A 24757-nucleotide genomic window follows, 5' to 3' on the forward strand; every position below is an offset into this window, starting at 1 on the left:
GCGTGACAGCACCCCGCCGCCCGCAGACCCCTCTCCGCAACCAAGCCACCACCACATCAGGAGACATGCCCATGCCCCACAGCAAGCGCCGAGCCGCCCGCGTTCTCGCCTTCCTCCTCGCCGGATTCGTGCTCGTGGCCCGTGAGCTGCGCATCTTCCTGTCCGTCAACGTTCTGATCTTCGTGGCTGTCCTCGCGTGGCGGGTCATTGTCGGGCCCATTCCTCTGCCGGCCCTGGTCGTGATCACCGCCTGTTACCTGCTCACCCTGGGTGGCTTGCTCGTGCCGCTCGTCCAACGGGCTCGCGATCAGTTCCGTCGCCTGGCGTCACGACCGTAGGAGCCTCGGGCATGCCTTCGCACGTAGACTCCGACTTTGCCGAGCTCAAAGCACTGTTGTTCCCCGACCCTGACACCGTGTTCCCGGATGTCTGGTACACCCCGCTCTGGCAGGAACGATTCCGGCTGCTGGCCACCATCGGCGTGAGCTTTGGCAGCCTCAACTACCTCGCCGTCAAACTCGGCCTCGACCCGATCCCCTCCGACGCCTGGGGGCCCCGCAACGTGTCGCTGGTCTGCTGCGCGGTCCTGCGCATCCTCAGATTCGGCCTGGACTTCGAGACGACCCCGGTCACCGCCGAGCGGCTTGCCGCACCCGACGAATCACTCGATCCACCGCCCAACCCTCGTTCCCTGCCTGCCGGGAAGGTCCACCGCTATGGCCGATAACTCGATCAAGGCCATGCTTCTGCCCGACTACGACCCCGACAACCGCCCACCCCTCGGCGTCTGGTCCAGCGAGCACTGGCAGAAGTGTTTCGACTACCTCGCGCGCCACGGCGTCACCTTCGACGAACTCACCGACGCCGCCGAGATCCTCGATCTTCCCGAAATCCCGGTCACCACATGGGGGCAAGATCGCGTCACCATCGCCGCGCTGGCCAACCTCAAGAGGCAAGCTGATCACGCGTTGCTGGCCGTCGAGATGAGCCGCCGCACAGGCACCTTCTACGAACTCCTCATCGATGTCACCCGGCCCCGGCCTCACGACACTGCGGACTTCTGGGAGCCCTGGCTACGCGAGCTGCTGCCCGACTCCGACACCGAGCCGCCGCCCGATTTCCCAGACGTCTGGTTCACCGACCTGTGGCGGGCCCGCCTGCGCGAACTGGCCGCCAACGACGTCCCGCGCGAGGACTTCAACCGCCTCACCGCCCGGCTCGACATCCCCGCCGTCCCCGAGCGCGCATGGGCTCAAGCCGTCCAACGCGACGACCCCGACCCGTCTGGCTGAGCACCCCGCACGAACCCCCGGCCTCGCGACACAACCGCACAATATGATCATGAACCCCAAACCACGCCACACCTGCCCAGGCCCCCACTGGTGCGGCCTGGACGGATGCCTACGCGCCCGCCCCAACGACCAGTGCGCCACCTGCTTCCCGCCGCTTCCCGCCGCTGCCCGGCCTGCCCGGCCAGCCCGCGAGCGAGGGCGGCCGTGTCCGCCGTCTGGTTGCTTGGCTGCGGCGGGGGTTGGCGCGTCTGACCCGTCACATCCCCTGAGGAGAGGGGAGGCGGTTGCCTGCCCTCCCGCCCGGCTTGCCCACACGCGAAAGAGTCCACCCCGGACGCCTGCCGGGGTGGACTCTTTCGCGTGTGTGGGCCTGTGCACGTCCCTGCGGTGGGTGGGCCTGTGACGGACGAGCGGGCCGGGTGGCCGGGAAGAAGTCCAGGGCGGGCCGAGGGGTGGTGGTCGTGGACGACTCCGCCGCACGAGTGCGGGTACGTGATCGTGTTGACGCACCGGCACAACGGCTACGGGACTGGGCACGATGGTTACCCTTGCTTCAACGCCCCGCCTGGCTTCCTCATTCGCCCGCCAGGCGGGGTCCCTATGTGCAGGGGCTATCGGCGCTGAGCTGCGGTGTTGGCCAAATTTTCGTGATCATCTTCCGCCGCCCGCTATCCGCAAAGTGATCTTGAAACACGCGGAGCCCTGTTCGGTCAAGGAAGCATGTAGTGGCAGCAGGTGTCTCAAGGCGCCGGTGACGCGGGGAGAGCTCACAGGCCATTGACAGGGCCAATCGGCGAGTGGATTGCCTGCGTGATGAGGCCAGTTGGGGTCAGCCGCACCGGCTGACCATCATCGGCACGGGTCCCGAGGAGAAAGCGCTTCGCGAGCGGATCCGCTCCCTCGGTGTCCGGGACCGGGTGGCGTTTGCGCCGTTCCTGCCCCGCCAGGAACTGTGGCAGCGTCTGTCCGGGTTCGATGCCTTTGTTTTCACGATCTCCGGCTCGGAGGCGTTCGGCCTGGTGGCCATCGAGGCGCAGACCCACGGCCTCCCCGTCGCCTATTCCAACATTGCCGGAGTGGCGGAGCCCCTGGGACACGCCGGTACCCCGTTCACGGCAGGTGACCTGGCGAGCCTGGCGTTCGCGCTCGATCAGCTGGCCGGCGTTCGTGGTCGGGATGGCGATCGCCTGGGTGTGGTACGCCGACTGGGGGCTCTTCGGCACTATCTGGCGGAAGCTGACCGGGATATCCCAGGAGGACTCCAAGCGGGCCGGAAAGCGCCCGTTCGCCGTCCTCCTGGCCTCGATCCTCCTCACGGCGCTGGTGCTGACCGCCGCGTGCTCCATCGTGGCGAGCTGGTTCGGCGGCGACCCGCTCTGGCTCGATCTGGCCGTCGGATTCGCGACCTGGCTGGGGTTCTCGCTGACCACCCTGACGCAGCACAACGCCTTCGAGCAGAAGCCGGCGCTGCTCACTGTGATCAACAGCGCGTATCAGCTGACCTTGTTCTCGGGCATGGCCCTGGCCGTCGGGTTGCTGCAGTAGCACTGGCAAGCCGGCACGGCCGCGAGCCATCAACACCACCCGCGTCGCGAGGAAGGTCTTGGTCGAACGCGGCTGAGCGCGCTGGTTAGCGGGTCCACTCCTGGTCTTGCCAGGCGGGATCGAGCGGGGTGTGAGCGATGTGGTTGGTGTAGTTCGACAGCGTCTTCATCCCCACTCCCAAGACGACGTCGAACACGTGGCGGCGGGTGTAGCCGGCGGCCAGGAACGCCTCGATCTCGGCATCCTCCACCCAGCCTCGCCGGGCGACGACGAGCTGGGTCAGCCGGCGCACCGCCTCCAGCTCGGAGTCCTGCAGCGGCTTGCCCGCGCGCAGCGCCTCGACCACCTCGGCGGGCACCCGGGCCTTGAGCGCGAGGGTGGAGTGCGCGGCGACGCAGTACTCGCAGCCGTTCTCCACGCTCGCGGTGATCAGCACAACCTGCTTGGCCCGCAACGGCAGCGAGGACTTGCCGAACTGCTCGGCCAGCGCGTTGTAGCCGGCCAGCAGCTCCGGCGATTCGGCCATCACGCCGTTGAGCGTGGTGATGAAGCCCATCCGCTTCTTGGCCGCTTCCAGCTGGGGGCGGGCGGCCTCGGGGGCGTCGCTCTCGTCGTAGAGGCGGAAATCCATCTCAGTTCTCCTTCATCGGGGGTTCAAGGGGGGAAAGTGCGGCTTCGACGCCGGCGAGCAGTTCCTGCGGGTCGGCGCCCGCGCGCGAGCGCAGGTTGACCCCGTAGGCCAGCAGCGTCAGCATCTTGGCGGCGGCTTCCAGGTCGAGCCCGTCTCTCACGCTCCCGGCCTCCAGGGCAGAGCGCATCGCCGCTCGCAGGTCACGGTGGTGAGCCTCCAGCGCCTGCCGCACCTCGGGAAGGTCACGCCCCGCGCTGGTGTGGGCGCTGGTGTGGGCGTTGGAGATCAGGCAGCCCCAGCGGGCATGCTCACCCGTGCAGCGCGCCTGGACCAGGCGGTGGAAGAAGTCGGTGATCGCCGGCAGGCCGCGGCGGTCGGCGGCCAGGGCGGCGAAGAGCGGGCGTGAGTGCCGCTCCAGGTAGCGGTGCAGCGCGGCGGCATACAGCTGGTCTTTGCCGCCAAAGGTGGCATACAGGCTGGATCTGCTCAGCCCGGTCACGCTCACGACCTCGGCGATGGCGGCGTTGTCGGCTCCCCGCTGCCAGAACAGGTTGACGACCCGGTCCAGCGCCGCGTCGGGGTCGAAATGCTTGATGTCGGGCACGGCTCCACCCCCTTATCTTGGAATGACTGTTCCAAGATAGCAGGGGTTATCGACGAAGAACGCGACGAGGAAGACTTCGACGAGGACGATTCCTGGCAGGGAGGCCGGGGCGGCGGTGAATCGCGCGACACGCTCGCGCGATCGGGGGTGTCGGGGCAGCGGCGGGTGTGACCGGCTACCAGAAACATCGCGTTCTCGGACCGCTGGGCGGCATCGGAGCGAGCGTCGTAGCGCTTTCAGGTGAGTTCCAGGCCGCCGTCTACGGTGAGGACCTGGCCGGTGATCCAGGGAGCGGCGGGGTCGGCGAGGTGGACGATCCACGCGGCGACCTCTTCGGGAGTGCCGCGACGGCCCAGGGGGATGCGGGCGCTCTCGTCCTGCTTGATCTGCTCGACGACGGCGTCGGGCAGGCCGGCGGCGCTCAGCGCCTCGCTCTCGGTAGGGCCAGGAGCCAGGGCGTTGACCCGGACGCCGTCGGCGGCCAGTTCCAGCGCCCAACTGCGGGTCAGCTGTTCGAGGGCGGCTTTGGACGCGGCGTAGTGAGCGGCGCCGGGCAGCGGCCGATGGCCGTAGGTGCTGGAGACGTTGACGATCGCGCCACGGCCGGCGCGCAGGTGCGGCAGCGCGGCGCGGGCAAGCAGGCTGGGCGCGGTGACGTTGAGCGCGAACAGATCGCTGATCCGCTGGGCGGTGGTGTCGGCCAGGGGCATGACGGCGGTGGCGCCAGCGTTGTTGACCAGCACATCCACGCGTCCCCAGCGTTGGGTCGCCGCGTCGATCACTGCCTGCGCGGCGCCGATGGCGGTGATGTCGGCCGGCAAGACGGCGATGCCGCGATGTTGGGCGGCGCTGTGCCGCAGGGCCTCGGCGCGACGGCCCACGGCTAGCACGTGCGCTCCGGCGCGGGCGAAGGCCAGCGCGCTGGCGCGGCCGATCCCGGATCCGGCACCGGTCACGATCACGACCTGGTCCTGAAGGGGGCCGGTGGGCGGAGTCGTCACGACACTACCTTTCGTTCGATGTTCGTGAAACATCGAACAAGCTAGCATGGGCAGATGAGGCAAGCGCACCACCCCGACGCAGGCGAGATCGGGCTGACCGGGGTGATGGCCGCCCTCAGCGACCCGATCCGGGTGGGGTTGGTACGGGTCCTGGCCGACGGCCGTGAACGCGGCTGGGGCGAACTGCAGGCGCCGGTGGCCAAGTCCACCCTCAGCCATCACCTGCGCGCGCTGCGGGATGCCGGGCTGACCCGTACCCGCCAGGAGGGCACCCGATGCTTTGTGATCCTGCGGCGGCAGGAGGTGCAGGCCCGCTTCCCCGGGCTGCTGCAGGCGGTGCTGGCCGCGGCCGAAGAGGAGAACATCGGCCACCAGGTCAGCCTGAAGGACGCCACGCCGCCACCGAGCTCGGCGTAGCAGGCGCAACCGTGTGGGTGCCAAGAACTCGGCCACCCTATGCGACCTGCGCGTATTCGTGGATCAGCCCGCCGAGGCGGTCACGTCGGATGACCTTGATATCACCCTCAGCAGGGTCAGGAAGGGCTCGCAGCGGAGCGGCCTGGCCCAGGGAGCGATGTGGGCGATGCTCATTGAAGTGAGTCTCGTAGGTAGCCAGCACGCGTCGTAAGTGGCGGGCGTTGACGATGAGGATCCGATCGAGGAGTTCTCGGCGCAGGCCGCCGATCCAGCGTTCGGCGAACGCGTTGGCGCGCGGAGCGCGCGGTGGTGTCTTGATGATGCGGATGCCCTCGGCCGTGAAGACGTCGTCGAACATCGTGGTGAACTTGGTATCCCGGTCGTGGATGAGGAACCTGAACCCCTCCGCCCTGTCCCCCAGCTCAATCATCAGGTTCCTGGCCTGCTGCGCAACCCACGGCCCGGTCGGATGCTCGGTGACACCGAGCACGTGCACCCGGCGGATACCGATCTCCATGACCACCAAGCCATACAGGCGTTTGAACAGCACAGTGTCGCAGTGGAAGAAGTCGCACGCCAAGATCCCCATAGCTTGAGCCCGCAGGAACTCACTCCAAGTCGGTCCCGCGCGTCGCGGCGCCGGGTCGATGCCGGCCTTCTTCAAGATCAGCCACACCGTGGAAGCTCCCGCCCGGTAGCCCAGAGCAGCCAGTTCCCCGGCGATCCGCCGATAACCCCACAGCGGATTCTCCCGGGCCAGACGAAGGACCAAGGTCCGGATGGAGGCGCGGGTGGGTGGCCGACCCTGGCTACGGCGTTTGACTGTCCAGCGCCGCCGTACCAGATCGGCGTGCCAGCGCAGCAGCGTGCCCGGTGTCACGAACAACTGCCGACGACCGACTGGGGACAGCAGCCGCGCCAGCGCGCTGATCACCGCCCGATCCGCCCACGACGGCCGCGGCCTCGCCACCTGCCGACGCAACACCGCGAGCTGATGACGCAAAACCAGAATCTCCGCGTCCTTCGACCTCTGCGAGCGAGCCAGCAGCACCACCCAACCCACGAGCCGGACGAAGATCAGATAAAGCAGCCACAGCGCCATGAACAGCGATCATGCCCGCCAGAACGGGAACGGCAAACCCCAGGTCAGCCCCCACGGCCGAGTTTCGGGCACCCACACGATCGAGAACCACCAGCTCGCGGACATCGACCACGATCAGGGGCGGCATCCGGGACAGCGCCTTGATCAGGAAAGGCGCCAAGGTCGTCACGGTGTCCTGGGTGAGGGATCCGGCGAGAGCAAGAATCGAGACGAGACCTCGCTGACGGCCTTTCACGGACAGATTCGATACTCGCGAACCGCGCAGCGGCATCCCGCTACCGCGCAAATCGAAGAAAGGAAAGCATTCGCCGACACCTCATTGATCAGGGTCACACACTCGAATGCCGACCAGACTTCCCGGCTCACCTTCGACGAGCGTAACAGAACCGTTGCTCTAGCAAGGTTGTGCGCGGCCCAGATCGGCCTCGGCCCTGCGGTGGCCCGATCGAGCATGTCGATGGCGCCTCGTCGAAGCTCCGGCTCTTTCCGGAGCCGCCAACTCTTGCATTGAGCAATAATTTGTTAAACTGTATTTAGGTGTGCCGGGAAGTCTGGTCGGCGGTCAAGTCCCGACCTCCCAGGAGGCGTACCGCATGATCGCCAGAGTGCCGGCGCGACACTCAGACCCGGAGTTCTCCGTTAAATCACGCTCGCACGCCGGGGTGATGGTGCTGGGTCTGGCCGGCTCGCTCACCGCCCGCAACCCGCGCACGCTCCACCGCTCGCTGGTGGCGGCACTGACTGCGAGTCAGCCCCCGCTCATCATCGTGGACCTCGAAAGCCTCCATGATCTTGATGCCGGTGGCCTGGCCATTCTGCTAGGAGCGACCGACCACGCCCGAGCGTGTGGCGGCCAGCTTCTGGTGACGGGAACGGCGGCCGGCCTTCCCGCCCGAACCGAGTTGGAAAGGCGCAGCACCCTCACCGACGCTCTCGCCGAACTCGCCGCTGCCGCGTAGCCTCGGCCCACGACGGTCGGGGGTGGCGGCGTCAGCCTTCGCCGCGGCTCCATCCCTGTTCGCGCCATGCTCACTCAAGCCCATCAGCGCGAGAACTGCCGGGCTTCTGGTCACCGCGACCACCCTTTGGGCGCTGATGATTGAGGTCGCGCTGGTCGGGTCGCCTCAGCGGCTCGATCGACACCACGGCAACCGCAAGAAAGTTGCACTATGCAATGATCTGCTAGAGTGGGGCGAGGTGCGCCGGGAAGCCTGGTCGGCAGTCGTGATGTCCAGCGATGTCGAGGACGCGCATGCCAGCAAACGCCCTCCAAGCCGACTTCTCCCGAGAAGGCGCCTGCGTCATCCTCCACCTGTCCGGAGCCCTCGGCTACGACAACGTCCCCGAGCTCCAGGCGCGGCTTTCCTACGGCCTGTCCACCCACCATCCGCCGAACCTCATCGTGCACGTGCAGAGCGTCAGATCCGTGGACTCGTACGGCCTCACGGTCCTGACCGCCGCCGCCCGCCACGCCGGCCACCTGCGCGGCCGCATGCTCGTCGCCGGAGCGGGCGACCTGCTCCAGGCCACCTTCACCCGCCGCAACCTGAACGAAGTCCTCGCAGTCCGCTCAACGCTTGCCGACGCCATCGGCGAACTCCACGGAGGCTGATCGCATGAAGGCTCTGATCTGCGGTGCCGGGATCGCCGGGCTCACGCTGGCCTGGCAGCTCGAACGCGCCGGATGGCAGGTAGAGGTGGTCGAAAAGGCTCCTGCCTTCCGCTCCGGCGGCTACATGATCGACTTCTACGGGCCCGGCTACGACGTCGCCGAACAGATGGGCCTCGCACCCCGGCTGCACGAACTGCGCCAGCCGATCGACGGCCTGACCTACGTTGACCGGGACGGCCGACGCACCAGCGGCATCGACCTGCCCCAAGGCTTCCGCGAGGTGGTCAGCCTGCTGCGCGGCGATCTGGCGGGGGCCATCCGCGATGAGGTGCGCTCCCCCGTCCGGTACGGCACGAGCGTCGCGGCCCTCTCACCACACGACGGCGAGGTCGAGGTCGAGCTGACCGACGGGGAGCACCGGATGGTCGATCTTCTGGTCGGCGCCGACGGCGCCCACTCCAGGGTCCGTGAGCTGGCCTTCGGCCCGCAGCAGCGGTTCCTGCGCTATCTGGAGCATCATGCGGCTGCCTGCGTCCTGACCGACTCCGCACTGTGCGGCCGGGTCGGGCGCCGCTACAGGATGCTCACCTCGCCGGGCCGGATGGTCGGCGCCTATGCGCTGGACGACGAGCGAGTGGCCCTGCTCTTCCTGCACCGTGCCGCCGGCTCTGCCCTGCCCGCCGATCCCCACCAGTTCCTGACAGACGTCTACGGCGACCTGGGCTGGATCGTCCCCCGTGCCCTGTGGCTACTGCCCGGCACGAGAGAGCTCTACTACGACCAGGTCACCCAGGTCGAAATGGACAGGTGGAGCTCTGACCGCGTGGTCTTGCTGGGCGACAGCTGCCAGGCCGTGTCGCTGTTCGCCGGACACGGCGCCTCCATGGCCATGGCCGCCGCCTGGACCCTCGCCGACGAGCTGCGCTCCGGGAAGGTCGAGCAAGCCCTGCCCCGCTACGAGGCACGCATGCGCCCACGCATCACCGACGTTCAGCGCTTCGGCCGCTCCTTCGTCAAATGGATGGCCCCGGCGAGCTCGGCCCGCATCCTGGCACGCGACTGGCTGCTGCGTGCCGCGTCCCTGCCTGGACTGGACCGGCTGCTGATGAACGCCCTCAGCCCCGGCAGCCAAACCCTAACAGCTCGCTCTCCCCGGTAATGAGGCCAACTGTTGCATTGAGCAATAGTCCGTTACGGTGGAAAGAGGGGTGCCGGTCAATCTGGTCACCTCCCAATGGGCCACGCCAGGAGACGAGGGGCTTGACGATGATCTGCCATCCGTGCTCTACGCCTCCGCCGACCGACGACTAGGACATGCGCTCACCTCGCGCCAAGCCGCGCCTGTTCATCGAGACCAGGGCCCTCGGCCGCGTCACCATCCTTGCCCTGGCCGGGGCGCTCACCGAGGACACCCTGGCAGCCCTGGGCCGATCGCTGAGCAAGGAGTTGGCCAGGATCCCGCCCTACCTCGTGCTGGATGGCAGGTACCTGCACGTGGTCGACGCAGCCGGAACCGATCTCCTTCTCTCGGCAGCGGAGCATGCCCGCTCCAGTAGCGGACGATTGGTCGCCGTGGGCTTCCCATCGATCGCCGACTTGGATCCGGCCGCCACCGTCGACCAGGCCATGGCCCTGATGAGACGAGGTTGATCACCTTGGCGATCTCCAAGCGGCGCAGGCGCGGCCAGGCACGATCCCAGACTGTGCTGCGCGGCCTGCCCTTCGCCGTCCTGGCAGCCGTTGCGGCATGCGACCTGATCGCCGGCCCCTCGCTGGGCTTTCTGCCGCTACTCACCCTGGGGCCCACGTTCGCCTGCGTCACCGGCACCGTGCGCCGTACCGCCGCCTTCGGCGCTCTGGCGCTGGCCGCTTGCATCCCGCTGGCCGCCTACAACGGGACGCTGCTGAAGTGGCAGAACAACCTCACGATCGCCACCATCGTCAGTGCTACCGGCGCCAGCATGCTCGCCAGCCACCTGCGGCTACGGCGGGAGCGGGAGCTGGCCAACCTCAAGCTTGTTGCCGAGGCCGCCCAGCGGGTGCTGCTGCGACCGGTGCCGCGACGGGCCGGCGACCTCCAGCTGGCCCTGTCCTACACCTCCGCCGCCGCGGAGGCCCGTATCGGGGGCGACCTCTACGAGGTGGTCACCACCCCCGCCGGAGTCCGGTTGATCGTCGGCGACGTGCAGGGAAAGGGCCTGCAAGCCGTCGAAACCGCCGCGTGGGTACTCGGCGCCTTCCGTGAAGCCGCCTACGACCAGCCCGACCTGATCGGCGTCGCCCAGCGCCTGGAGACCACCCTCACCCGTCACCTCGGCGCGGAGTCCTTCGTCACAGCCATCCTGGCCGAGGTCTCCGACGGCGAGATCACTCTGCTCAACTGCGGCCATCCCGCCCCGCTCATGCTACGCCGGGACGGGACAGTCGCCGGGATCGTGCCACCGGAGGAGAGCCTGCCCCTTGGGCTGGGCTCCCTGGCCCCTGCCACGCCCAAGCCGCACATCTGCGGTTTCGGCGAGCAGGACCAGATCCTCTTCTACACCGACGGCGTGATCGAGACGCGTAACGCCACCGGGGAGTTCTACCCGCTGGCCGAACGGCTGAGCCCGCTGCGCGGCGCCGATCCCCAGCACGCGCTCGACGCGCTGCGCGAAGACCTGCTCGAGCACGCCGGCGGACCGCTGGCCGACGACGCGGCCATGCTGCTCCTGCGACGTCAAGGCTACTGAGGAACAAGCCATCATGGAGACCTTCACCATCGACATCGAATACCACGGCACCGTGGCCGTCATCGGTCTGCGCGGCGAGCTGGACATGCAGGTGGCGCCGTCACTGCGCGATTGCCTGGTCGTGGTGCTGGCCGAGTTCCCGTCGCCCATCCTGGTGATCGACACCGCAGAGCTCGTCTTCTGCGACTCCAGCGGACTGTCGGTGCTGCTGAGCGGTCTATCCCTGGCCGAATCGGCAGGCGGGAGCATGTCGCTGGCAGCGGTCGATGGTCGGCTGGCAAGGCTCCTGTCCATCACCGGGCTGCACACGCGTTTCCAGATCTTCCCGACGACCCAGGAAGCCATCTCATGCCTGGGATGAGATAGAAAGAGCTCATGCACGAGCTCGATCAGGTCACCTCAGCCGTGCTGACCGGCTCACGCGTGCTGGTCGGCATCGCCGCCCGCTCCCTGGCAGCGGTCGAAGAGCGGGTGACACTGCCCCAGTTCCGCATGCTGGTCGTGCTGTCCGGCCACGGCGAAACCAAGCTCGTCACGATCGCCGAACTGCTGGACGTCAACTCCTCTACCGCCATGCGCATGGCCGACCGACTTGCCACCGCCGGGCTCATCATCCGCGAAGTCAACCCCGACAACCGCCGCGAAACCCTGATGCGCCTCACCGCCGACGGGCGCCGCCTCGTCGACGAGGTCACCACCCGGCGCCGTGAGGAGATCGATTCGATCGTCTCCCGGATGCCTTCGCAGCACCGCCGGGCGCTGATCGAAGCCATGGCCGCCTTCAACGAGGCCGCCGGTGAACCCCTCGTCGACACCACCCACCCCCTCGGCTGGCCCTGACCCACCCTCTCCATCGAAGCCGACGGAGCTCATTTCTCCGGCTGAACGGCCTGCGTGCTCCACCCACGCGGTGCGCCGCCTGCTCTATCGCTGTCCGTACACCTGTGATACTCCACGTGGGGAGGGCGATCGGCTTGCGGTGGCAACGCCACGCGTTCAACCCGGTCGGCTACGAGTACCTGCGCTACCCCGCCGCCGCGGACAGGCTGGGAGCAGGTCGGCTCGAAGGCATCGCACCTGCTGGTCGAGGTCGGCGAACTGGCAGGGCTGGGAAGGTGCCCGTCTCGCTCGCCTGGCCGTCGGCTGTAGGACCCCGACGATCGAAGCCGTCAACGCCATGACTCACAGACTCTGGGCTGCGGGCTTGATCCGGGTGCGAGCCGCGATGGATCCGTGCAACGTTTGCATAGAGCAAGGATCTGCTACGGTGGACCCTGGTGCGCCGGGAAGTCTGGTCGGCAACGATCCAGCGGACCGTCCCGGAGGCACCTATGCTGATCCGTCTGGCGGAGATCGACTCGTCGATGATCGATCGGGTGGGTGGTAAGGCCGCCGTACTCGGTGCAATGATCAGCTCCGGTGTGCGCGTCCCGGATGGCTTCTGCCTGACCGCCTGGGCGCAGCGTCTTCCTGAAGCCGACCTGGTGCAAGCCTATGACCGGCTCGGCGGCGGCAAGGTGGCCGTCCGCTCCAGCGCCATCGCACATCACCCCGAGACGGGTATGCCCAGGCAGCAGAGCGCCTATTTCAACGTCGAAGGCGCAGGGCCGCTCTTGGACGCGATCGGCCGCTGCCGGGAATCTATGCGCGATCAACACGCCACCACCTGCCGTCCGGTGAGGGAAGTTGCCGGGGCCGCGATGGCGGTCGTAGTTCAGCGCATGATCGACCCGGCCGCCGCAGGTGTGATCTTCACCGCCAACCCCTTGACGGGCTGCCGGACCGAGATGGCCATCGACGCGGCACCAGGGCTGGATACCGCCATCGACAAGAACACCGTCATGCCTGAGCATCACGTTCTCAGCCACCACGTCCCGGCCGCTCAACCCGACAAGGGCTTTCTCACCCAACGGCAGCTTGAAGAGCTCCGCCAGGCCGGACTGCGCCTGCACCAGTACATCGGCACCCCGCAAGACATCGAGTGGGCTCTCGACGACAAGGGCGTGCCGTGGATGTTGCGGTCACGACCGATCAGCGCCTTGTTCTCCGCACCACCCGCCGCCGGCGAAACGCACCGACCTTCGTGACCGCTTCATTTGGGGACGACATGTCGACTACGAAACTTGCGCCCTTGAACCTGACGGAGCAGGAACGCCAGACACTCGACGGCTGGATCCGCAGCCCCACGCCGGAGCCGATGGCGCTACGCGCCCAGATCGTGCTGGCCTGCGCCGAAGGCCACACCAACACCGCCGTCGCCACGCAGATGCACATCTCGCGCGCCACCGTGACCAAGTGGCGGACACGATTCCTGAGCCACCGCCTGAATGGGCTGCGCGACCAGCCCCGGCCGGGCAGGCCACGGACCATCCCCCCAGATCTGGTCGACGCAGTGATCAAGGCAACGGTGCAGACCACCCCGGATCACGACATCCGCTGGTCAACACGGTCGATGGGCGAGGCGATGGGGATGTCGGCGAGCACCATATCCCGGATCTGGCGGGCTCGCGGCCTGGCGCCGCACCGGGAGAAGCCTGCCGGATCATCGATAGACGAGCCGCCTGAGACGCAGAGCCGATGCCCCAGCAGACCGGCAGCGCGTCCCATACGAAGCGCTTCAGATGTAGTTCCGAGCGAAAAGGCTCCGGGTGCGCAACTATAGCCAGCCGACGGGCCGATGGCGCCCCACCCGCCCCAGTCCCTCACGCCCACCTTCGATTGCACGTTGGCCGATTCCGCTGAGGGGCCGCCCATGCAAACCGGAGCCCTGGGCGGCTGGGCCGCTGGTACCCACCGCCTGCCCCTGCGGTTCATCGACGAGACCGTGCGCCCCTCGACAGCGCCGGCTCCTGTCAACGCCACGTCAGTGCGCCTGCGACGACACGAGGTTCCTGGGATGATCACTCGGACGGTCCTGCTGCCCGACCTCGACACCGAGATCCTTCACGTGCTCTCCCGCTTGGTCGAACTTCTGCGCACCTACGCGGCATGGGAGGACAACAGTGAAGACAACACCAGCCCCCTGCCCACCCTCCTCGCGGGCAAGGTCGCTTTACGGGCACTGCGCCGAATCTGGACGAACGTGGCGCTCACCCAGGGCGAATACGCCGTCACGACGGGACATACCAGCCGGATGGTGTCTCCGGATGGGCATGAGTGCCTGCCATTGCGCGCAGCCGTCGTCCGCCAAGACGATCTTGATGTCCTCTCCGCGACCGCCATGGCGCTCAACGATCGCGGTGCCGGGGACATGGTCGCCGAAGGGCTTCAGGACTGTGATCTGTTCACCCACGGCGACCTGGCGGCCGACAGCGCCCGGCTCGCCGCTCTGCTGAACCTGGCCGATACTCCCGATACAGAGTTGCTGCAGCGTTTGCTGTCCTCTAAGGGCCCCGCTGCGGACACCGTCTTCACCCCCAGTGAATACGAGGCGTATCTGACCACCATCACCCGCATCAACCGGGCCTGGTCACACGGCAGAGGCCTGCGCCTGTGGCTCCACGACGGCAGCCACACCCGGTAGGCGCCGGACCATCTCGGACGGTTGAGGGTCGGGCCTGGTCACCATCCCTACGGCAACCCGCGTGCGACGGTGTCGGCGCCGGTGGACACGTTGCGGGCCCGCGGAGCTTCGCGGGCCCGCGGGGGGTGCTCGCTGGATCGGCGGGTGCTGATCAGCAGGTTCTCCCAGGGCGGGCCGGCCACGATGATGGTGGAGCGTACCCTGCAGCAGGGTGAGGACTTCTATTCCGGCTCGGCGCACTGACGCCGGTGGCCGGGCCGTTCAATCGGAGTGCTTTTGTGGGTCTGTCGGTGACAAGGTGCGCATGGCCTCGTTGTCCCTGGCCTACTTCGCCTTCACCGCCGATCGGTCCAACGGGATGTACGACTTGTCCTCTCAGGCGCTCCGCGCGCCGTACGACAAGCAGGTCGAGACGTTCTTCGCAGGCCACCACCAGCCCACGCGGATCGCCCAGGCGCTACCGCAGAAGTCGGCCGAACTGTTCACGCCCGCCTTCCTGGAGCAGGTGCGCAAGCCGAGCGGGAAGTTCAAGGAACTGCTGACCACGCTCGACTCCACGTGCAACAGGAAGCCGCCGGTGCGCGTGCGCATCTATGACGACATCACGGTGGCGCCGGGTCTGCTGGCCGATGCCCGCGGCTGGGCACTGGCTGACCGGGCCTACGGCAGCGCCGCCCTGACCCGGCATCTGCGCGAGCACAGCGCACGTGATCGCACCGTCGCCGGCCCAACCACCACTGACCGGGATCGCCGAACTGGAGCGCGAAAGCCAGCGGCTGCGGCAGGTCTCATCACCGTGAGCGCCCCCATCATCGGCGAGCCACCGCCCATCGAACTCGCCAACGCCACCTACGTCGTGCGCGGCCGGCTCCAGGACGGTCTTCAGACCGTCGAGGGGCTCGCCGCCTGGCTCGACGCCGTTCGCGAACGGCTCCCGCTCCCGCTGCCACCCCACCGCGGCCGACCTGTCCGCAGCCCGCGAGCTCCGCGACGGCTTCCGCGCCCTGGCCACCGCGGCGACCACCGGAACCCCGCCCAACCCGGACGTGGTCGAGGCCGTCAGCAAGCACGCCAGAGCCGCCTTCCACTGGCGCGAACTGAGCTGGGACGCGGCACCCCTCGCGCATCCGCACAGCTCTGCACCGACCGTACCCACCGTGTTGTCCGCCATCGCCCAGCAGGCCGTCGAACTGTTCACCGGCCCCGCGCCGGTCTGCCTACACGCCTGCCACGCACCGGGCTGCGTGCTCTTCTTCATCAAAGACCGCCACCGTCGCGAATGATGCTCGGCCGCCTGCGGCAACCGGGCCCGCGCCGCCCGCCACGACAACGCCCGTCACGCCGCTGAGTAGCTGCGGCTCAGCTGTCCCGCGGAGATGGCCGTGCGCTCAGGATTCCGCGTTCGTACGCTGCCGCCACCGCGGCGGCCCGGTCGGTGACGTCCAGCTTGGCGTACAGGTGGGTCAGGTGGGTCTTCACCGTGGCCTCGCTGATGAACAGTGCTCTGGCGATCTCCCGGTTGGTGGTGCCTTTGGCGACCAGTGCGAGGACGTCGCATTCGCGGGAGCTCAGGGGCCGGTCTCCACCTTCCGAACGGGCGATGGGCGTGCGTACTTCCGAGAACAGGCGCGGGGCGATGGACGGCGAGAACACGGTGCGGCTTTCCGCGGCCGCCCGTACCGCTTCGAACAGCTCGTCGCGCAGCGCGGCCTTCAGCAGGTACCCGGTCGCCCCGGCCTTGATCGCGGGAATGACGTCGGCGTCGGTGTCGTAGGTAGTCAGCACCAGTACCCGGCAGCGCAGAGCGCGCCGGGTCAGCTCACGGATGGCGGCCACCCCGCCACCGCCCGGCATGCGCAGGTCCATGAGGACGACGTCGGGATCGAGGCGCTGGGCGAGTTCTACCGCTTCTTCACCGCCGGACGCCTCACCGAGCACCTCGAAGTCGGAGGATGTGGCGAACATACCGTGCAATCCGTCTCGCACCACCGGATGATCGTCGACGAGGAGCAGCGTGATCGGCTTGGGGTCGCGTGTCATCGGCGGACCAGCGGCACACGGGCCGAGATCGCGGTGCCGCCGCCCGGCTCCGACTCGATGCCGACGACGCCGCCGACCCGCCTGGCACGTACCTGCATGCCGTCCAGCCCGAAACCGCCCTGGTCGGACGGCTGCGGCGCGCGGCCGGGGTCGAAGCCTCGGCCATTGTCGCGCACGTCCAGCGTCACTTCGTCGTCGATGTAGGCCAGGGTGACGCCGACCCGGCCCGCGTTCGCGTGTTTGGCCACGTTGCTCAGCGCCTCCTCGGTGATTCGCAACAGGGTCGACTCGATCTCATCGTGCAGGGGTTCCACGGTACCGACCACCGTGAGGTCCAGCCGTGCCGTCGACGTGGCAGACCAGCGCTCGACCGTCTCGCTGAGCGCCTCCGGCAGCGTCCGATTCTCCAGCGAGCCGGGAATGAGGTCGTGCACTGACCGGCGCGCTTCGCCGAGGCTGTACCTGGCCAGCGCGACGGCCCTTTCCATACGCACCCGCGAGGCGGGGCCATCGGTGTCGAGAGCGGCCTGGAGCTGCGTGATGACGCCGACCAGCCCCTGCACCATGGTGTCGTGCAGGTCAGCGGCCAAGCGTCGGCGCTCGGCCGCGACCCCGGCGTCTCTGGCCTGCGCCACGAGCTTGGCTTGGAGCGCGGCGTTCTGCTCAAGGGCGCGGGCCAGTCGTGTGTTGGCGATCTCGAGCTCCTCAATGACCGCCTCCTGCCTTTGCCGCTTCTGCGCGTCCCGGTCGTTGAGCCGGTCGAGTACGAGCGCGAGCATGGCGTGCAGCGCGAACAGCACCGAGAACAGGACCATGTCGGCGAGGTTGTCCGGCGGCGGTCCGTCCGGCATGAAGGACTGGGAGACGGCCAGGGTCATCGCCGTGCCGAGCAGTCCCCACCGCCGCCAGGAGCGGGGCAGGTGCCGGCCGGCGTCGAAGTAGCCCATCAGGGCGAAGATCGAGAAGAACGGGTTGAGCCAGCACAAGGCGAAAGCGAGCGCGCTGCGAACGGCGAAATACCAGGCGTCGTGCGACAGCTCGCGCGACAACCTGGTGCCCCACACCAGTTGCCAGCCCAGGGCGCCCGCAGTGAGCGCCGCCGCCAGATAGACCTCTGTGCGTGTCATCAGCACCGGCGCGGTCGCCGCGACGGCGACCGCGCTGAGAGCGAGCAGCCCGTACGGTCCCCATCGCACGAACCGGGACCATCCCGCTTCCGACCCGGGCACGTCACTCATGGGCCCACCATGCCTGATCATTCCCAGCGGAACCAGCGCGCCGCGATGGCCATGAGCACGACCGTCCACAGTGCGAGCACGGCCAGGTGGGTCCACAGCGGCCAACTGCCGCTCGCGGCCTGGTTCAAGGCTTGCGCGGCCGCGCCGTACGGAAGCAGCTCGATGACGCGCAGCACGGCCTCAGGCAGCGCCCGGATTGGAACGTAGATCCCGGCCGCGAACATCGCGGGGAAGAACACCGCCAGCCCGATCGCCTGGGCCGCCTTCACCGTCCGGGCGAGCGCCGTGATCACGGCACCCAGCGCCAGTCCAGACAACGCCGACAGCAACAGGGTCACCAGGTAGGCGCCGGGGTGCTGCGGCAGCGCGATGCCCCAGACGATGCGCCCGACGGCGACGGCCAGCACGGCGCCGAGCACCGCGGCGCCCGCGTTCAGGACCATCTGCGCGATCAGCAGGTGGTACGGCCGGGCCGGGGTCGTGCGCATCCGGCGCAGGATGCCGCGCTCCCGATAGGTGGTCAGGGCGCTCGGCATAGACAGCAGGCTCGCCGTGATGAGGGCGACGAGCACGACGCTCGGCACATAGAAGTCGATGATCCGGTAGCCGCCAAGTCCCGGATCCACCTCCTGGTAGCGCGGGATGAGGCCGAATCCGAGCAGCAGCAGCGACGGAAAGGCCAGCACCCAGAACAGCGAACCGGGCTCACGCACGAACAGCCTGGTCTCGGCCTTCAGTACGGCGGAGGACGCGGACATGTCAGGACTCTCCCTTCGGCGCTGTGCCGGTCTTTGCGGTGATGCGCAGAAACGCGTCGTCCAGGGTGGCCTCGACTACGCGCAGCCTGTGCGCCGTGACATGTTCGCGAGCCAGCAGGGACGTCACGGCGTCGACCGTGTCGTCCGTGCCCTTGATGACCAGCTTCGGCCCCTCGTGCACGACCGAGACCACGCCCGGCAATGACTCCAGCTCGTGCTCCGGCAGCGGCTTCGACGGCCGGAACGACATCACGACCGAGCTGTCCGAACTCCTGATCAGCCCGTCCGGAGAGTCAAGCGCCACGATCTTGCCTTTGTCGAAGACCGCGACACGATCGCACAGCGACTGGGCGTCCTCCATGAAATGCGTCACCAGCATGATCGTGACACCGGAGCTGTTGATGTCGCGGACCAGCTGCCAGCTCTCACGACGCGCACGAGGATCGAGCGCCGCGGTCAGCTCGTCGAACACGACGACCCTCGGGTTTCCCACCAGACTGAGCGCGATGAACAGCCGCTGCTTCTGGCCGCCGGACAGTCTGCCGAACCGCTGCCCCAGCTGATCCTCCAGGTCCAGGCGTTCCACGAGCGACCGCCAATCGGCCGGATTCTCATAGAACGCGCTGTACATCTCCAGTGCCTCACGCACGGTCAATTTGGATTGCAGTTCGCTTTCCTGCAGTTGCACCCCAAGAATCCGGGTCACCTTGTCGTGCTCGCGGATCGGGTCGAATCCGGCGACCCGGATCGTGCCGACGTCTGGCAGCCGTAAACCCTCCACGCATTCCACGGCAGTGGTCTTCCCGGCCCCGTTCGGGCCAAGAATGCCGAAGATCTCGCCCTCGGCCACGGCGAAGCTGACGTCATCGACCGCGAACCTGGCACCGTAGGACTTGCTCAAACCCTGAACTTCAACGATGGACATGAAGACAGCATTGTCGCCGCGCATTGACCGGGACCATCGGCCATTGCGCTCCTTTCCGCCATCCACCGATCGGATGATGCTCGCCCAGACAGCCACGTACCGGTGCTTCGGGTAGCTCGGGTTTCAGCTTCGGCCTGGCATGCGGATGCGCCGTCGTCGCCTCATGTCCAGGAGGGTCGCGCCCGAAGCCGGCAGGACGATCCATCCTGTGCCGACGGCTGACACCCAGTTCACCAGGACGCCCAGTACGGCGATGGCGGCGCCGACTACGGGGTCATCGATGGCCCCATCAGCGAACACGCGCAGTTCGTACCAGCCGTGGTACACGACGTACATCCCGGCCAGGAGGAGCAAGCCACCGCTGGCCCTGGAGACATGGGGCAGCAGCCGTCGGAGGCTGGTCGCGGCAGCCGCCCGCGCCAGCGCCACCAACAGGGACAGGGCAGCCACGACCAGACCCATGCCGAACGCGTAGGCGGCGACGGCCGCCGCGCCGCCCAGGTGTCCGGCGCCGGACAGGGAGGCCGAGGTGACGGCAAGGAAGGGCCCCGGTGCACGACAGCGATGCCACCGCGTACGACAAGCCGTAACCGTACAGCGACAGCGGTGAGCTGCCGGGCCGGCCGATGGCCAGCCCAGGTAGGCGCAGAAGTATTTCCCGGCCACTAAGCAGCCACAGGCCGAGTCCGATCAACAGGGCGCCGATGACGAGCGTCGCCCATGGCAGATACCTGCCCACCGAGGTGGCCAGGGCGGTGATGCCCAGCCCGAACAGGCCGAAGACTGTGACGATTCCCGCGGTCATGGTCCCGACGACAACAACGCCCTGGCCAGCGGACCACCTCGGCCGCCCTCGGCGTCGGTGACCAGCAGGGTGAGGTAGGCGGGCAGCAGGGCGAAGCCGCACGGATTGAACGCCGCCACCATGCCGGCGGTCAGCGCCAGCGCCAGCGGCAGGTCACCGGTGTTCACGTGCTGCCTGCCGTGCCTCCTGGGCTCATGTCGGCGCTACCGGTCGAGCAGCCGCTGCACGTGTCCGGTCCAGCGTCGGTTGCACGCTGCAGGTGACGGCCGTTGGCGGTGCGCAGATTGGCGGCGGCGAACGTGGACACGCCCACCTGGCGGGCCTGCTCGCCGACGCCGAGCTCGTCGAGGGCGCGCAGGGCGTTGGGAGCCTGGGACATGCCCGCGCCGATCTCGCCCAGTTCGGGTGCGCGTTCGAGCACGGTGGCCCGCCAGCCGATGCGGTGCAGGGCCAGGGCGGCGGCCATACCGCCGATGCCGGCGCCGATCACGATGGCGCGGCCGGTCATGCCTGCTCCTGGTCCAGGGGCGGGGCGTTGTCGAACACCTCGGCCATCCAGGTGAAGGTGGCCTGTGCCTGACGGATGCGGGCGGCTCGCTCGCCGTCCGGGCCGACCAGGTCGAGGCCGCGACGGGTGATGTCGAGGACGCGGCGGCGGGTGTTCTCGCACTCGTGCGCGGCGTCCGGCCCGAACGTCCTACGGCCCTTGGACCGTGTCAGGAGCCCGGAGCGGACGTCTCCCGTCCGCCTCCGCTGGCCAGCTTGATACTGTGGGGTCAAGGGTGTGCCGGGAAGTCTGGTCGGCTTCACAGATGATGCCGAGCCTCACGGGGGTAGGTATGCCCAGGGACAAGACACGGTCCAGGCATTGGATGGTTGCCATCTGGACTGTAGGTGCCGCTCTTGCCGTGATCATGGCGCTCCTAGCCCACGTGAGGGCACATGCTCGCGTAGTTGAAGAAAACTCAACCTTGCATTCTGTACAGGTAACACTCCTCAACGAGGTGCCGCTCCTCGCAACGAGCGGCGGCCACGCCTTCCGCCCGTCCTCAATGCTGTTTGAGGCGCACAGGATCACCAACGGCGGCGAACGAACGAAGTTGATGGTGATCGCGCCGCCCGGAACCGAATCTGGCACGACTTTCACGATGTGGTTGCATCGCGATACTGGCGCGGTCGTTAAGGCTCCAACATCGCATCAACAAGCGCTCGTTGAAGCCGCAGCGACTGGACTGTTGATACTGATGGCATGCGGCGGATTCCTCGCGATGATAAAGAGGTATCCCCATATGCTGGCAGGCATGAGGCTCACGTCGCGGGAGTGAGGAGCCCCTCACTGATTTACCCTTCCCGCACCCGCGAGCCTCGGCCTTACAACGGTGGTCGCCGGTGGCAGGAGGGTTCTCTGGGAGCGTATTCGATCCAACTGAGATCCTCCGTCGTGGCCATGGCTGATAGTCGGCAACCAGTTCGGCTGCGATAGCACCCCACGCGTAATCCGCACCGCCTGGGTGATAGAGACCAGCCCATGGCCTTCGTGATCGAGAGCCAGGGAGGAGCAGAGCAGCCCCAGTAACGGTAGCTGCCATTCGCTGGCGGAGCTGGGTGTATGCAGTGGAAAGGTGGGCGGTGGTGACGCCGCCAGATTGACCAGTAATGCGGCAATGAACTCGTCGAGTTCGCCCGCCAGGCCGACGATGGCGCCAGACGGGGTGACGGTCAAGGTGACGCGCAGGCGGGTGAGTCCGCCGAACTGGCCCGGTGCCCGGCTGGGAGCACGTCCATGGGTGGGTGCTTCCCGCCTGATCGCGGGTTACGCCTGGTGACGTAGGTGGTGGGGGCAAGAGCGGCCGGTAGGCGAATCTTGGACGCAGACGTTCTTGCCCCCGGTGTGCGGATGGTCGGCCCCCTCGTCCGAAGCCGCGACCTGCACAGTTCATGGCTATAACGGCGGTGGCGGGAGCGTGGAGCACGCGGCCGGGTGTGTCGCGTCGGTACGGCAAGGGCGGCTGAGCGTGGGTCCGTGCGCGCCTTTACCCTGGTCGGACGCGCCAACGAAGCCGGACGCCGCCGTCGAGCTCTGGCTCCTTCGACATCGGATGGCCCCGGTTACGCGTTGATCAGGTCGTTTCTGGCGACGGTGGGCGAGTGTAGCGTCAGGCGGTCACCCTCATGGAGGCCGTGAGCCGCTGCAGCCCGGCCCTGGGCAAGGTGTAACCGACGGTCGGGGCCATCCATCAGGGAGGCGGCCGGACGCTTCCGCGCTTGTCTCCTGTCTCGACCGGCTTTGCCGGACGTCATAGAGCAAGTGCCTTTGAGCGTCGGTCGGCCCTTGCCTGTGAGCGTGTTGACGCGTTCTTGACGGGCTCCAACCCTTCCTCAGGCTGAACGTTTGTTTAGCATGCTGTCCATGCGTTCAGATGATTTGACGGGTCGCGCCCGTATCCGGGACGCCGCGCTGGAACTGTTCGGTGCGGAGGGGGTCAACCGGGTGAGCGTGCGCACGATCGCTGCGCAGGCGGGCGTGTCGCCCGCGCTGGTGCTTCATCACTTCGGTTCCAAGGAGGGGTTGCGCCAGGCGTGTGACGCCTATGTGGTCTCGCTGGTGCGCGGTGGCCCGGATGGTGTTGATCTGGGCGACACCGCCGGGCTGGCGGCCAGCCTTGAGGCCGGTGCGCCGGTGCGCCGGTACCTGGCCAGAGCGCTGCTGGACGGCACGCCGGATGCGGCCGCGCTGTTCGACGAGATCGTTGCTTCGACAGGGCGGTGGCTGGAGGGCGGGGTGGACGAGGGGTGGGTTCACCCCAGCGACGATCCGCGGGCGCGGGCCGCCATCTACGTGACGTGGCTGCTGGCGCCGCTGGCCTTCGGCCGGCACCTGGCGCGCGTGCTCGACGTGGAGGACGTGCACGAGATGGATGCCACGCTGCGCTTTTCGCGGGCGGCCATCGAGATCTTCACCCGTGGTGTGTTCGCCGACGACCGGGCGCTGGCCGCCTGGGATGCCGTCAGGAAGGCGCGATGAAGGTCCTCATTCTGACGCACGGCACCCGTGGCGATGTGCAGCCGTATGCGGGGCTTGCCCTGGCTCTGCAGCGGGCGGGGCATATGGTGGTGCTGGGCGCGCCGGCCGCGATGGCCTCGCTGGCGCAGCCGTACGGCATAGCGTTCGCGCCCCGTCGACGACGGGCCGAACACGCTGATCGACGACCTGGACATCCGTGCGGCGATCGAGACCAACTACCGGGGGCTGCACGGCAAGAAGATCGCGTTGCAGGTGATGCGGCGCAGCAAGCCGCTGATGGCCAAGGTCTTCGACGATATGGCGACCATCGCTCAGGACGGCGCCGACGTGGTGGTGCACGCGCCGGGTATCCCAGCCCATCATTTCGCCGAGAAGCTGGGGGTGCCCGCCGTGCCGGCCGCGCTGCAGCCGGTGTGGGTGCCGACGCCGCCTTCCGCAACCCGATGCTGCCACTCCCGCTGCCCAAGGCGCTGAACCGCGCCTCGTATGCGGCGATCAAGCTGATGCTGCGCTCGTTCGGCGGCATCGCCGACACGATGCGCGCCGAACGACTCGGCCTGGCGCGACGGCGGGGACGGCACGACATCCTGCGCCGCCCGGACGGCGCTCCGGCGACCGTGCTGCACGGGTTCAGCCCCCTGGTGCTGCCCTCAGAACTGGACTATCCGGCCTGGGTGCATACGACCGGGTTCTGGTTCCCGCCCGCCGCGCCCGATTGGAACCCGCCAGCCGATCTGGTGCGCTTCCTGGAGGCAGGCGAGCCACCGGTTTACATCGGCTTCGGCAGCATGGCGGGCACCGATCCGCAGCGCCTGGGCCGCATCGTGGCCGACGCGGTGAGGCAGGCGGGCGTGCGGGCCGTGCTGGCCTCCGGCTGGGGCGGTATCGCCGTCGATGAAGTGCCGGAGCAGGTGTTCGCGTTGGAGCAGGCGCCGCACGACTGGCTGTTGCCGCGGATGGCGGCGGTTGTGCACCACGGTGGCAGCGGCACCACCGCGGCCACTTTGGCCTCCGGCCGGCCTCAGGTGGTCTGCCCGTTCGTCGCCGATCAACCCTTCTGGGCCGCCCGCATGCACGCCGCGGGCGTCGCCTCCGAGCCGCAGCCCCCGCGTCGTCTCACCCCGGACGCGCTGGCCGCCGCCATCCGCCGGGCGGTCACCGACCAGGTCATGGCCGGTCAGGCGGCGGCACTCGGCAAGCGCATCCGCACCGAGGACGGCGTGAGCAGGGCGGTCAAGATCCTCGAAGGTCTCGCAGGCTAGGAGTCATCACCATGTCAGCACCGCAGATCACCGACCTGTTCACGACCGCCGACCGGGACGTCTTCCTGGCCGGGCTCAGCACGGACGGGCCCAGGAAGGACGGCCCGAGCGTGTCGGGTGGGCTCCAACTGGCTGACCATCCAGCTGGGTAACGGGTGGGATCTCAAGTAAGACAGCCCGAGCGGAGCGAGGCCCGACAGGGGTCGGGCCCCGGCCCGACTGGAAGCACGCGCGGAGCGTAGCGGAGC

34 protein-coding genes and 2 pseudogenes are annotated in these 24757 nt (G+C 68.1%); 24 read left to right on the top strand and 12 right to left on the bottom strand.

The genetic code is table 11. From position 1 onward, the window contains the following. The 5 genes and pseudogenes from ACFWY5_RS56340 to ACFWY5_RS56360 form a co-directional block, all read left to right on the top strand. The coding region (locus tag ACFWY5_RS56340) for a hypothetical protein (RefSeq protein ID WP_379627881.1) at positions 1 to 338 on the top strand (338 nt) is incomplete at its 5' end. Between the two features lie 11 nt (positions 339 to 349). Then, positions 350 to 727 carry a hypothetical protein gene (locus ACFWY5_RS56345; RefSeq protein ID WP_379627883.1) on the top strand — a complete coding sequence of 126 codons (378 nt, stop codon included), beginning with the start codon at positions 350 to 352 and terminating at the stop codon, positions 725 to 727. Continuing rightward, positions 717 to 1292 (top strand): hypothetical protein, encoded by a 576-nt coding sequence (locus tag ACFWY5_RS56350; RefSeq protein WP_379627885.1) that lies wholly within the window; start codon positions 717 to 719, stop codon positions 1290 to 1292. The genes ACFWY5_RS56345 and ACFWY5_RS56350 overlap by 11 nt, the downstream gene beginning before the upstream one ends. Positions 1293 to 2089: 797 nt before the next feature. Continuing rightward, positions 2090 to 2389: pseudogene (locus ACFWY5_RS56355) on the top strand (glycosyltransferase); the annotation flags it as partial. A 22-nt stretch (positions 2390 to 2411) separates the two neighbouring features. Then, complete coding sequence (locus ACFWY5_RS56360; protein WP_379640129.1) at positions 2412 to 2837, top strand: DUF1761 domain-containing protein; 426 nt, start codon at positions 2412 to 2414, stop codon at positions 2835 to 2837. Between the two features lie 85 nt (positions 2838 to 2922). Here ACFWY5_RS56360 and ACFWY5_RS56365 read toward each other — a convergent pair whose 3' ends face one another. The 3 genes from ACFWY5_RS56365 to ACFWY5_RS56375 form a co-directional block, all read right to left on the bottom strand. Next, a complete protein-coding gene (locus ACFWY5_RS56365) occupies positions 2923 to 3468 on the bottom strand; it encodes a carboxymuconolactone decarboxylase family protein (protein ID WP_379640130.1) in 546 nt (181 codons plus the stop codon). Between the two features lies 1 nt (position 3469). After that, positions 3470 to 4072, bottom strand: a complete 603-nt coding sequence (locus tag ACFWY5_RS56370; protein WP_379640131.1) for a TetR/AcrR family transcriptional regulator — start codon at positions 4070 to 4072, stop codon at positions 3470 to 3472. Positions 4073 to 4308: 236 nt separating this feature from the next. After that, on the bottom strand, positions 4309 to 5073 hold the full coding sequence (locus ACFWY5_RS56375; RefSeq protein ID WP_379640132.1) for an SDR family NAD(P)-dependent oxidoreductase: 765 nt from the start codon (positions 5071 to 5073) through the stop codon (positions 4309 to 4311). 54 nt (positions 5074 to 5127) lie between these two features. Between ACFWY5_RS56375 and ACFWY5_RS56380 the strand changes: the two genes are divergently transcribed. Then, positions 5128 to 5490, top strand: coding sequence for an ArsR/SmtB family transcription factor (locus ACFWY5_RS56380; protein WP_379640133.1), 363 nt, complete (start codon positions 5128 to 5130; stop codon positions 5488 to 5490). A 37-nt stretch (positions 5491 to 5527) separates the two neighbouring features. Here ACFWY5_RS56380 and ACFWY5_RS56385 read toward each other — a convergent pair whose 3' ends face one another. Beyond that, positions 5528 to 6592 carry an integrase core domain-containing protein gene (locus ACFWY5_RS56385; protein WP_379640134.1) on the bottom strand — a complete coding sequence of 355 codons (1065 nt, stop codon included), beginning with the start codon at positions 6590 to 6592 and terminating at the stop codon, positions 5528 to 5530. Here ACFWY5_RS56385 and ACFWY5_RS56390 point away from each other — a divergent pair. From ACFWY5_RS56390 to ACFWY5_RS56445, 12 genes are all read left to right on the top strand, one after another. Further along, positions 6591 to 7103 (top strand): hypothetical protein, encoded by a 513-nt coding sequence (locus ACFWY5_RS56390; RefSeq protein WP_379640136.1) that lies wholly within the window; start codon positions 6591 to 6593, stop codon positions 7101 to 7103. The genes ACFWY5_RS56385 and ACFWY5_RS56390 overlap by 2 nt on opposite strands. A gap of 82 nt (positions 7104 to 7185) precedes the next feature. Continuing rightward, a complete protein-coding gene (locus ACFWY5_RS56395) occupies positions 7186 to 7551 on the top strand; it encodes an STAS domain-containing protein (RefSeq protein WP_379640137.1) in 366 nt (121 codons plus the stop codon). A 293-nt stretch (positions 7552 to 7844) separates the two neighbouring features. Then, positions 7845 to 8204: an STAS domain-containing protein gene (locus ACFWY5_RS56400; RefSeq protein WP_379640138.1), complete on the top strand. Its 360-nt coding sequence runs from the start codon at positions 7845 to 7847 to the stop codon at positions 8202 to 8204. Positions 8205 to 8208: 4 nt separating this feature from the next. After that, positions 8209 to 9363, top strand: coding sequence for an FAD-dependent oxidoreductase (locus ACFWY5_RS56405; RefSeq protein ID WP_379640139.1), 1155 nt, complete (start codon positions 8209 to 8211; stop codon positions 9361 to 9363). A gap of 155 nt (positions 9364 to 9518) precedes the next feature. After that, positions 9519 to 9854 carry an STAS domain-containing protein gene (locus ACFWY5_RS56410; protein WP_379640141.1) on the top strand — a complete coding sequence of 112 codons (336 nt, stop codon included), beginning with the start codon at positions 9519 to 9521 and terminating at the stop codon, positions 9852 to 9854. Beyond that, positions 9851 to 10933 carry a PP2C family protein-serine/threonine phosphatase gene (locus ACFWY5_RS56415; RefSeq protein WP_379640142.1) on the top strand — a complete coding sequence of 361 codons (1083 nt, stop codon included), beginning with the start codon at positions 9851 to 9853 and terminating at the stop codon, positions 10931 to 10933. Before ACFWY5_RS56410 ends, ACFWY5_RS56415 begins: the two co-directional genes overlap by 4 nt. A gap of 13 nt (positions 10934 to 10946) precedes the next feature. Then, positions 10947 to 11294, top strand: coding sequence for an STAS domain-containing protein (locus ACFWY5_RS56420; protein WP_379640143.1), 348 nt, complete (start codon positions 10947 to 10949; stop codon positions 11292 to 11294). Between the two features lie 14 nt (positions 11295 to 11308). Continuing rightward, positions 11309 to 11773 carry a MarR family winged helix-turn-helix transcriptional regulator gene (locus ACFWY5_RS56425; RefSeq protein WP_379640144.1) on the top strand — a complete coding sequence of 155 codons (465 nt, stop codon included), beginning with the start codon at positions 11309 to 11311 and terminating at the stop codon, positions 11771 to 11773. 491 nt (positions 11774 to 12264) lie between these two features. After that, positions 12265 to 13020 (top strand): PEP/pyruvate-binding domain-containing protein, encoded by a 756-nt coding sequence (locus tag ACFWY5_RS56430; RefSeq protein ID WP_379640146.1) that lies wholly within the window; start codon positions 12265 to 12267, stop codon positions 13018 to 13020. Positions 13021 to 13064: 44 nt separating this feature from the next. Then, a complete protein-coding gene (locus ACFWY5_RS56435; protein ID WP_379640147.1) occupies positions 13065 to 13595 on the top strand; it encodes a helix-turn-helix domain-containing protein in 531 nt (176 codons plus the stop codon). 234 nt (positions 13596 to 13829) lie between these two features. After that, positions 13830 to 14456, top strand: a complete 627-nt coding sequence (locus ACFWY5_RS56440) for a hypothetical protein (protein WP_379640148.1) — start codon at positions 13830 to 13832, stop codon at positions 14454 to 14456. A gap of 1004 nt (positions 14457 to 15460) precedes the next feature. Then, positions 15461 to 15739, top strand: coding sequence for an ABATE domain-containing protein (locus ACFWY5_RS56445; protein ID WP_379640160.1), 279 nt, complete (start codon positions 15461 to 15463; stop codon positions 15737 to 15739). Positions 15740 to 15815: 76 nt separating this feature from the next. On the opposite strand, the gene ACFWY5_RS56450 is transcribed toward ACFWY5_RS56445, so the two are convergent. From ACFWY5_RS56450 to ACFWY5_RS56485, 8 genes are all read right to left on the bottom strand, one after another. Beyond that, a complete protein-coding gene (locus ACFWY5_RS56450) occupies positions 15816 to 16496 on the bottom strand; it encodes a response regulator (protein WP_379640149.1) in 681 nt (226 codons plus the stop codon). Then, complete coding sequence (locus tag ACFWY5_RS56455) at positions 16493 to 17734, bottom strand: sensor histidine kinase (protein ID WP_379640150.1); 1242 nt, start codon at positions 17732 to 17734, stop codon at positions 16493 to 16495. Before ACFWY5_RS56455 ends, ACFWY5_RS56450 begins: the two co-directional genes overlap by 4 nt. Before the next feature lie 17 nt (positions 17735 to 17751). After that, positions 17752 to 18492 carry an ABC transporter permease gene (locus ACFWY5_RS56460; RefSeq protein WP_379640151.1) on the bottom strand — a complete coding sequence of 247 codons (741 nt, stop codon included), beginning with the start codon at positions 18490 to 18492 and terminating at the stop codon, positions 17752 to 17754. A 1-nt stretch (position 18493) separates the two neighbouring features. Continuing rightward, entirely contained in the window at positions 18494 to 19417 is a 924-nt protein-coding gene (locus ACFWY5_RS56465) for an ABC transporter ATP-binding protein (protein WP_379640152.1), read from the bottom strand. Between the two features lie 123 nt (positions 19418 to 19540). Beyond that, a complete protein-coding gene (locus tag ACFWY5_RS56470; RefSeq protein WP_379640153.1) occupies positions 19541 to 19879 on the bottom strand; it encodes a hypothetical protein in 339 nt (112 codons plus the stop codon). Positions 19880 to 20218: 339 nt separating this feature from the next. Next, positions 20219 to 20389, bottom strand: a complete 171-nt coding sequence (locus ACFWY5_RS56475; protein WP_379640154.1) for a hypothetical protein — start codon at positions 20387 to 20389, stop codon at positions 20219 to 20221. Then, positions 20386 to 20730 (bottom strand): FAD-dependent monooxygenase, encoded by a 345-nt coding sequence (locus tag ACFWY5_RS56480; RefSeq protein ID WP_379640155.1) that lies wholly within the window; start codon positions 20728 to 20730, stop codon positions 20386 to 20388. Before ACFWY5_RS56480 ends, ACFWY5_RS56475 begins: the two co-directional genes overlap by 4 nt. Then, a complete protein-coding gene (locus ACFWY5_RS56485) occupies positions 20727 to 21002 on the bottom strand; it encodes a hypothetical protein (RefSeq protein WP_379640156.1) in 276 nt (91 codons plus the stop codon). Before ACFWY5_RS56485 ends, ACFWY5_RS56480 begins: the two co-directional genes overlap by 4 nt. Positions 21003 to 21130: 128 nt before the next feature. On the opposite strand from ACFWY5_RS56485, the gene ACFWY5_RS56490 reads away from it, so the two are divergent. The 6 genes and pseudogenes from ACFWY5_RS56490 (at position 21131) to ACFWY5_RS56515 (ending at position 24661) form a co-directional block, all read left to right on the top strand. Then, entirely contained in the window at positions 21131 to 21547 is a 417-nt protein-coding gene (locus tag ACFWY5_RS56490) for a hypothetical protein (protein WP_379640157.1), read from the top strand. Between the two features lie 1076 nt (positions 21548 to 22623). Next, positions 22624 to 23247, top strand: coding sequence for a TetR family transcriptional regulator (locus ACFWY5_RS56495; RefSeq protein WP_379640158.1), 624 nt, complete (start codon positions 22624 to 22626; stop codon positions 23245 to 23247). Next, positions 23244 to 23384, top strand: a pseudogene (locus tag ACFWY5_RS56500) (glycosyltransferase); the annotation flags it as partial. The gene ACFWY5_RS56495 and the pseudogene ACFWY5_RS56500, both read left to right, overlap by 4 nt. Before the next feature lie 109 nt (positions 23385 to 23493). Beyond that, positions 23494 to 23721 (top strand): hypothetical protein, encoded by a 228-nt coding sequence (locus tag ACFWY5_RS56505; RefSeq protein ID WP_379640163.1) that lies wholly within the window; start codon positions 23494 to 23496, stop codon positions 23719 to 23721. Beyond that, the gene (locus ACFWY5_RS56510; protein ID WP_379640161.1) at positions 23661 to 24509 is read left to right on the top strand and encodes a glycosyltransferase; all 849 of its coding nucleotides are present in this window, start codon (positions 23661 to 23663) and stop codon (positions 24507 to 24509) included. The genes ACFWY5_RS56505 and ACFWY5_RS56510 overlap by 61 nt, the downstream gene beginning before the upstream one ends. Before the next feature lie 11 nt (positions 24510 to 24520). Continuing rightward, positions 24521 to 24661, top strand: a complete 141-nt coding sequence (locus ACFWY5_RS56515) for a hypothetical protein (RefSeq protein ID WP_379640159.1) — start codon at positions 24521 to 24523, stop codon at positions 24659 to 24661. Positions 24662 to 24757: the final 96 nt, after the last annotated feature.

Source organism: Nonomuraea sp. NPDC059007 (assembly GCF_042740555.1).
Taxonomy (GTDB): Bacteria; Actinomycetota; Actinomycetes; order Streptosporangiales; family Streptosporangiaceae; genus Nonomuraea.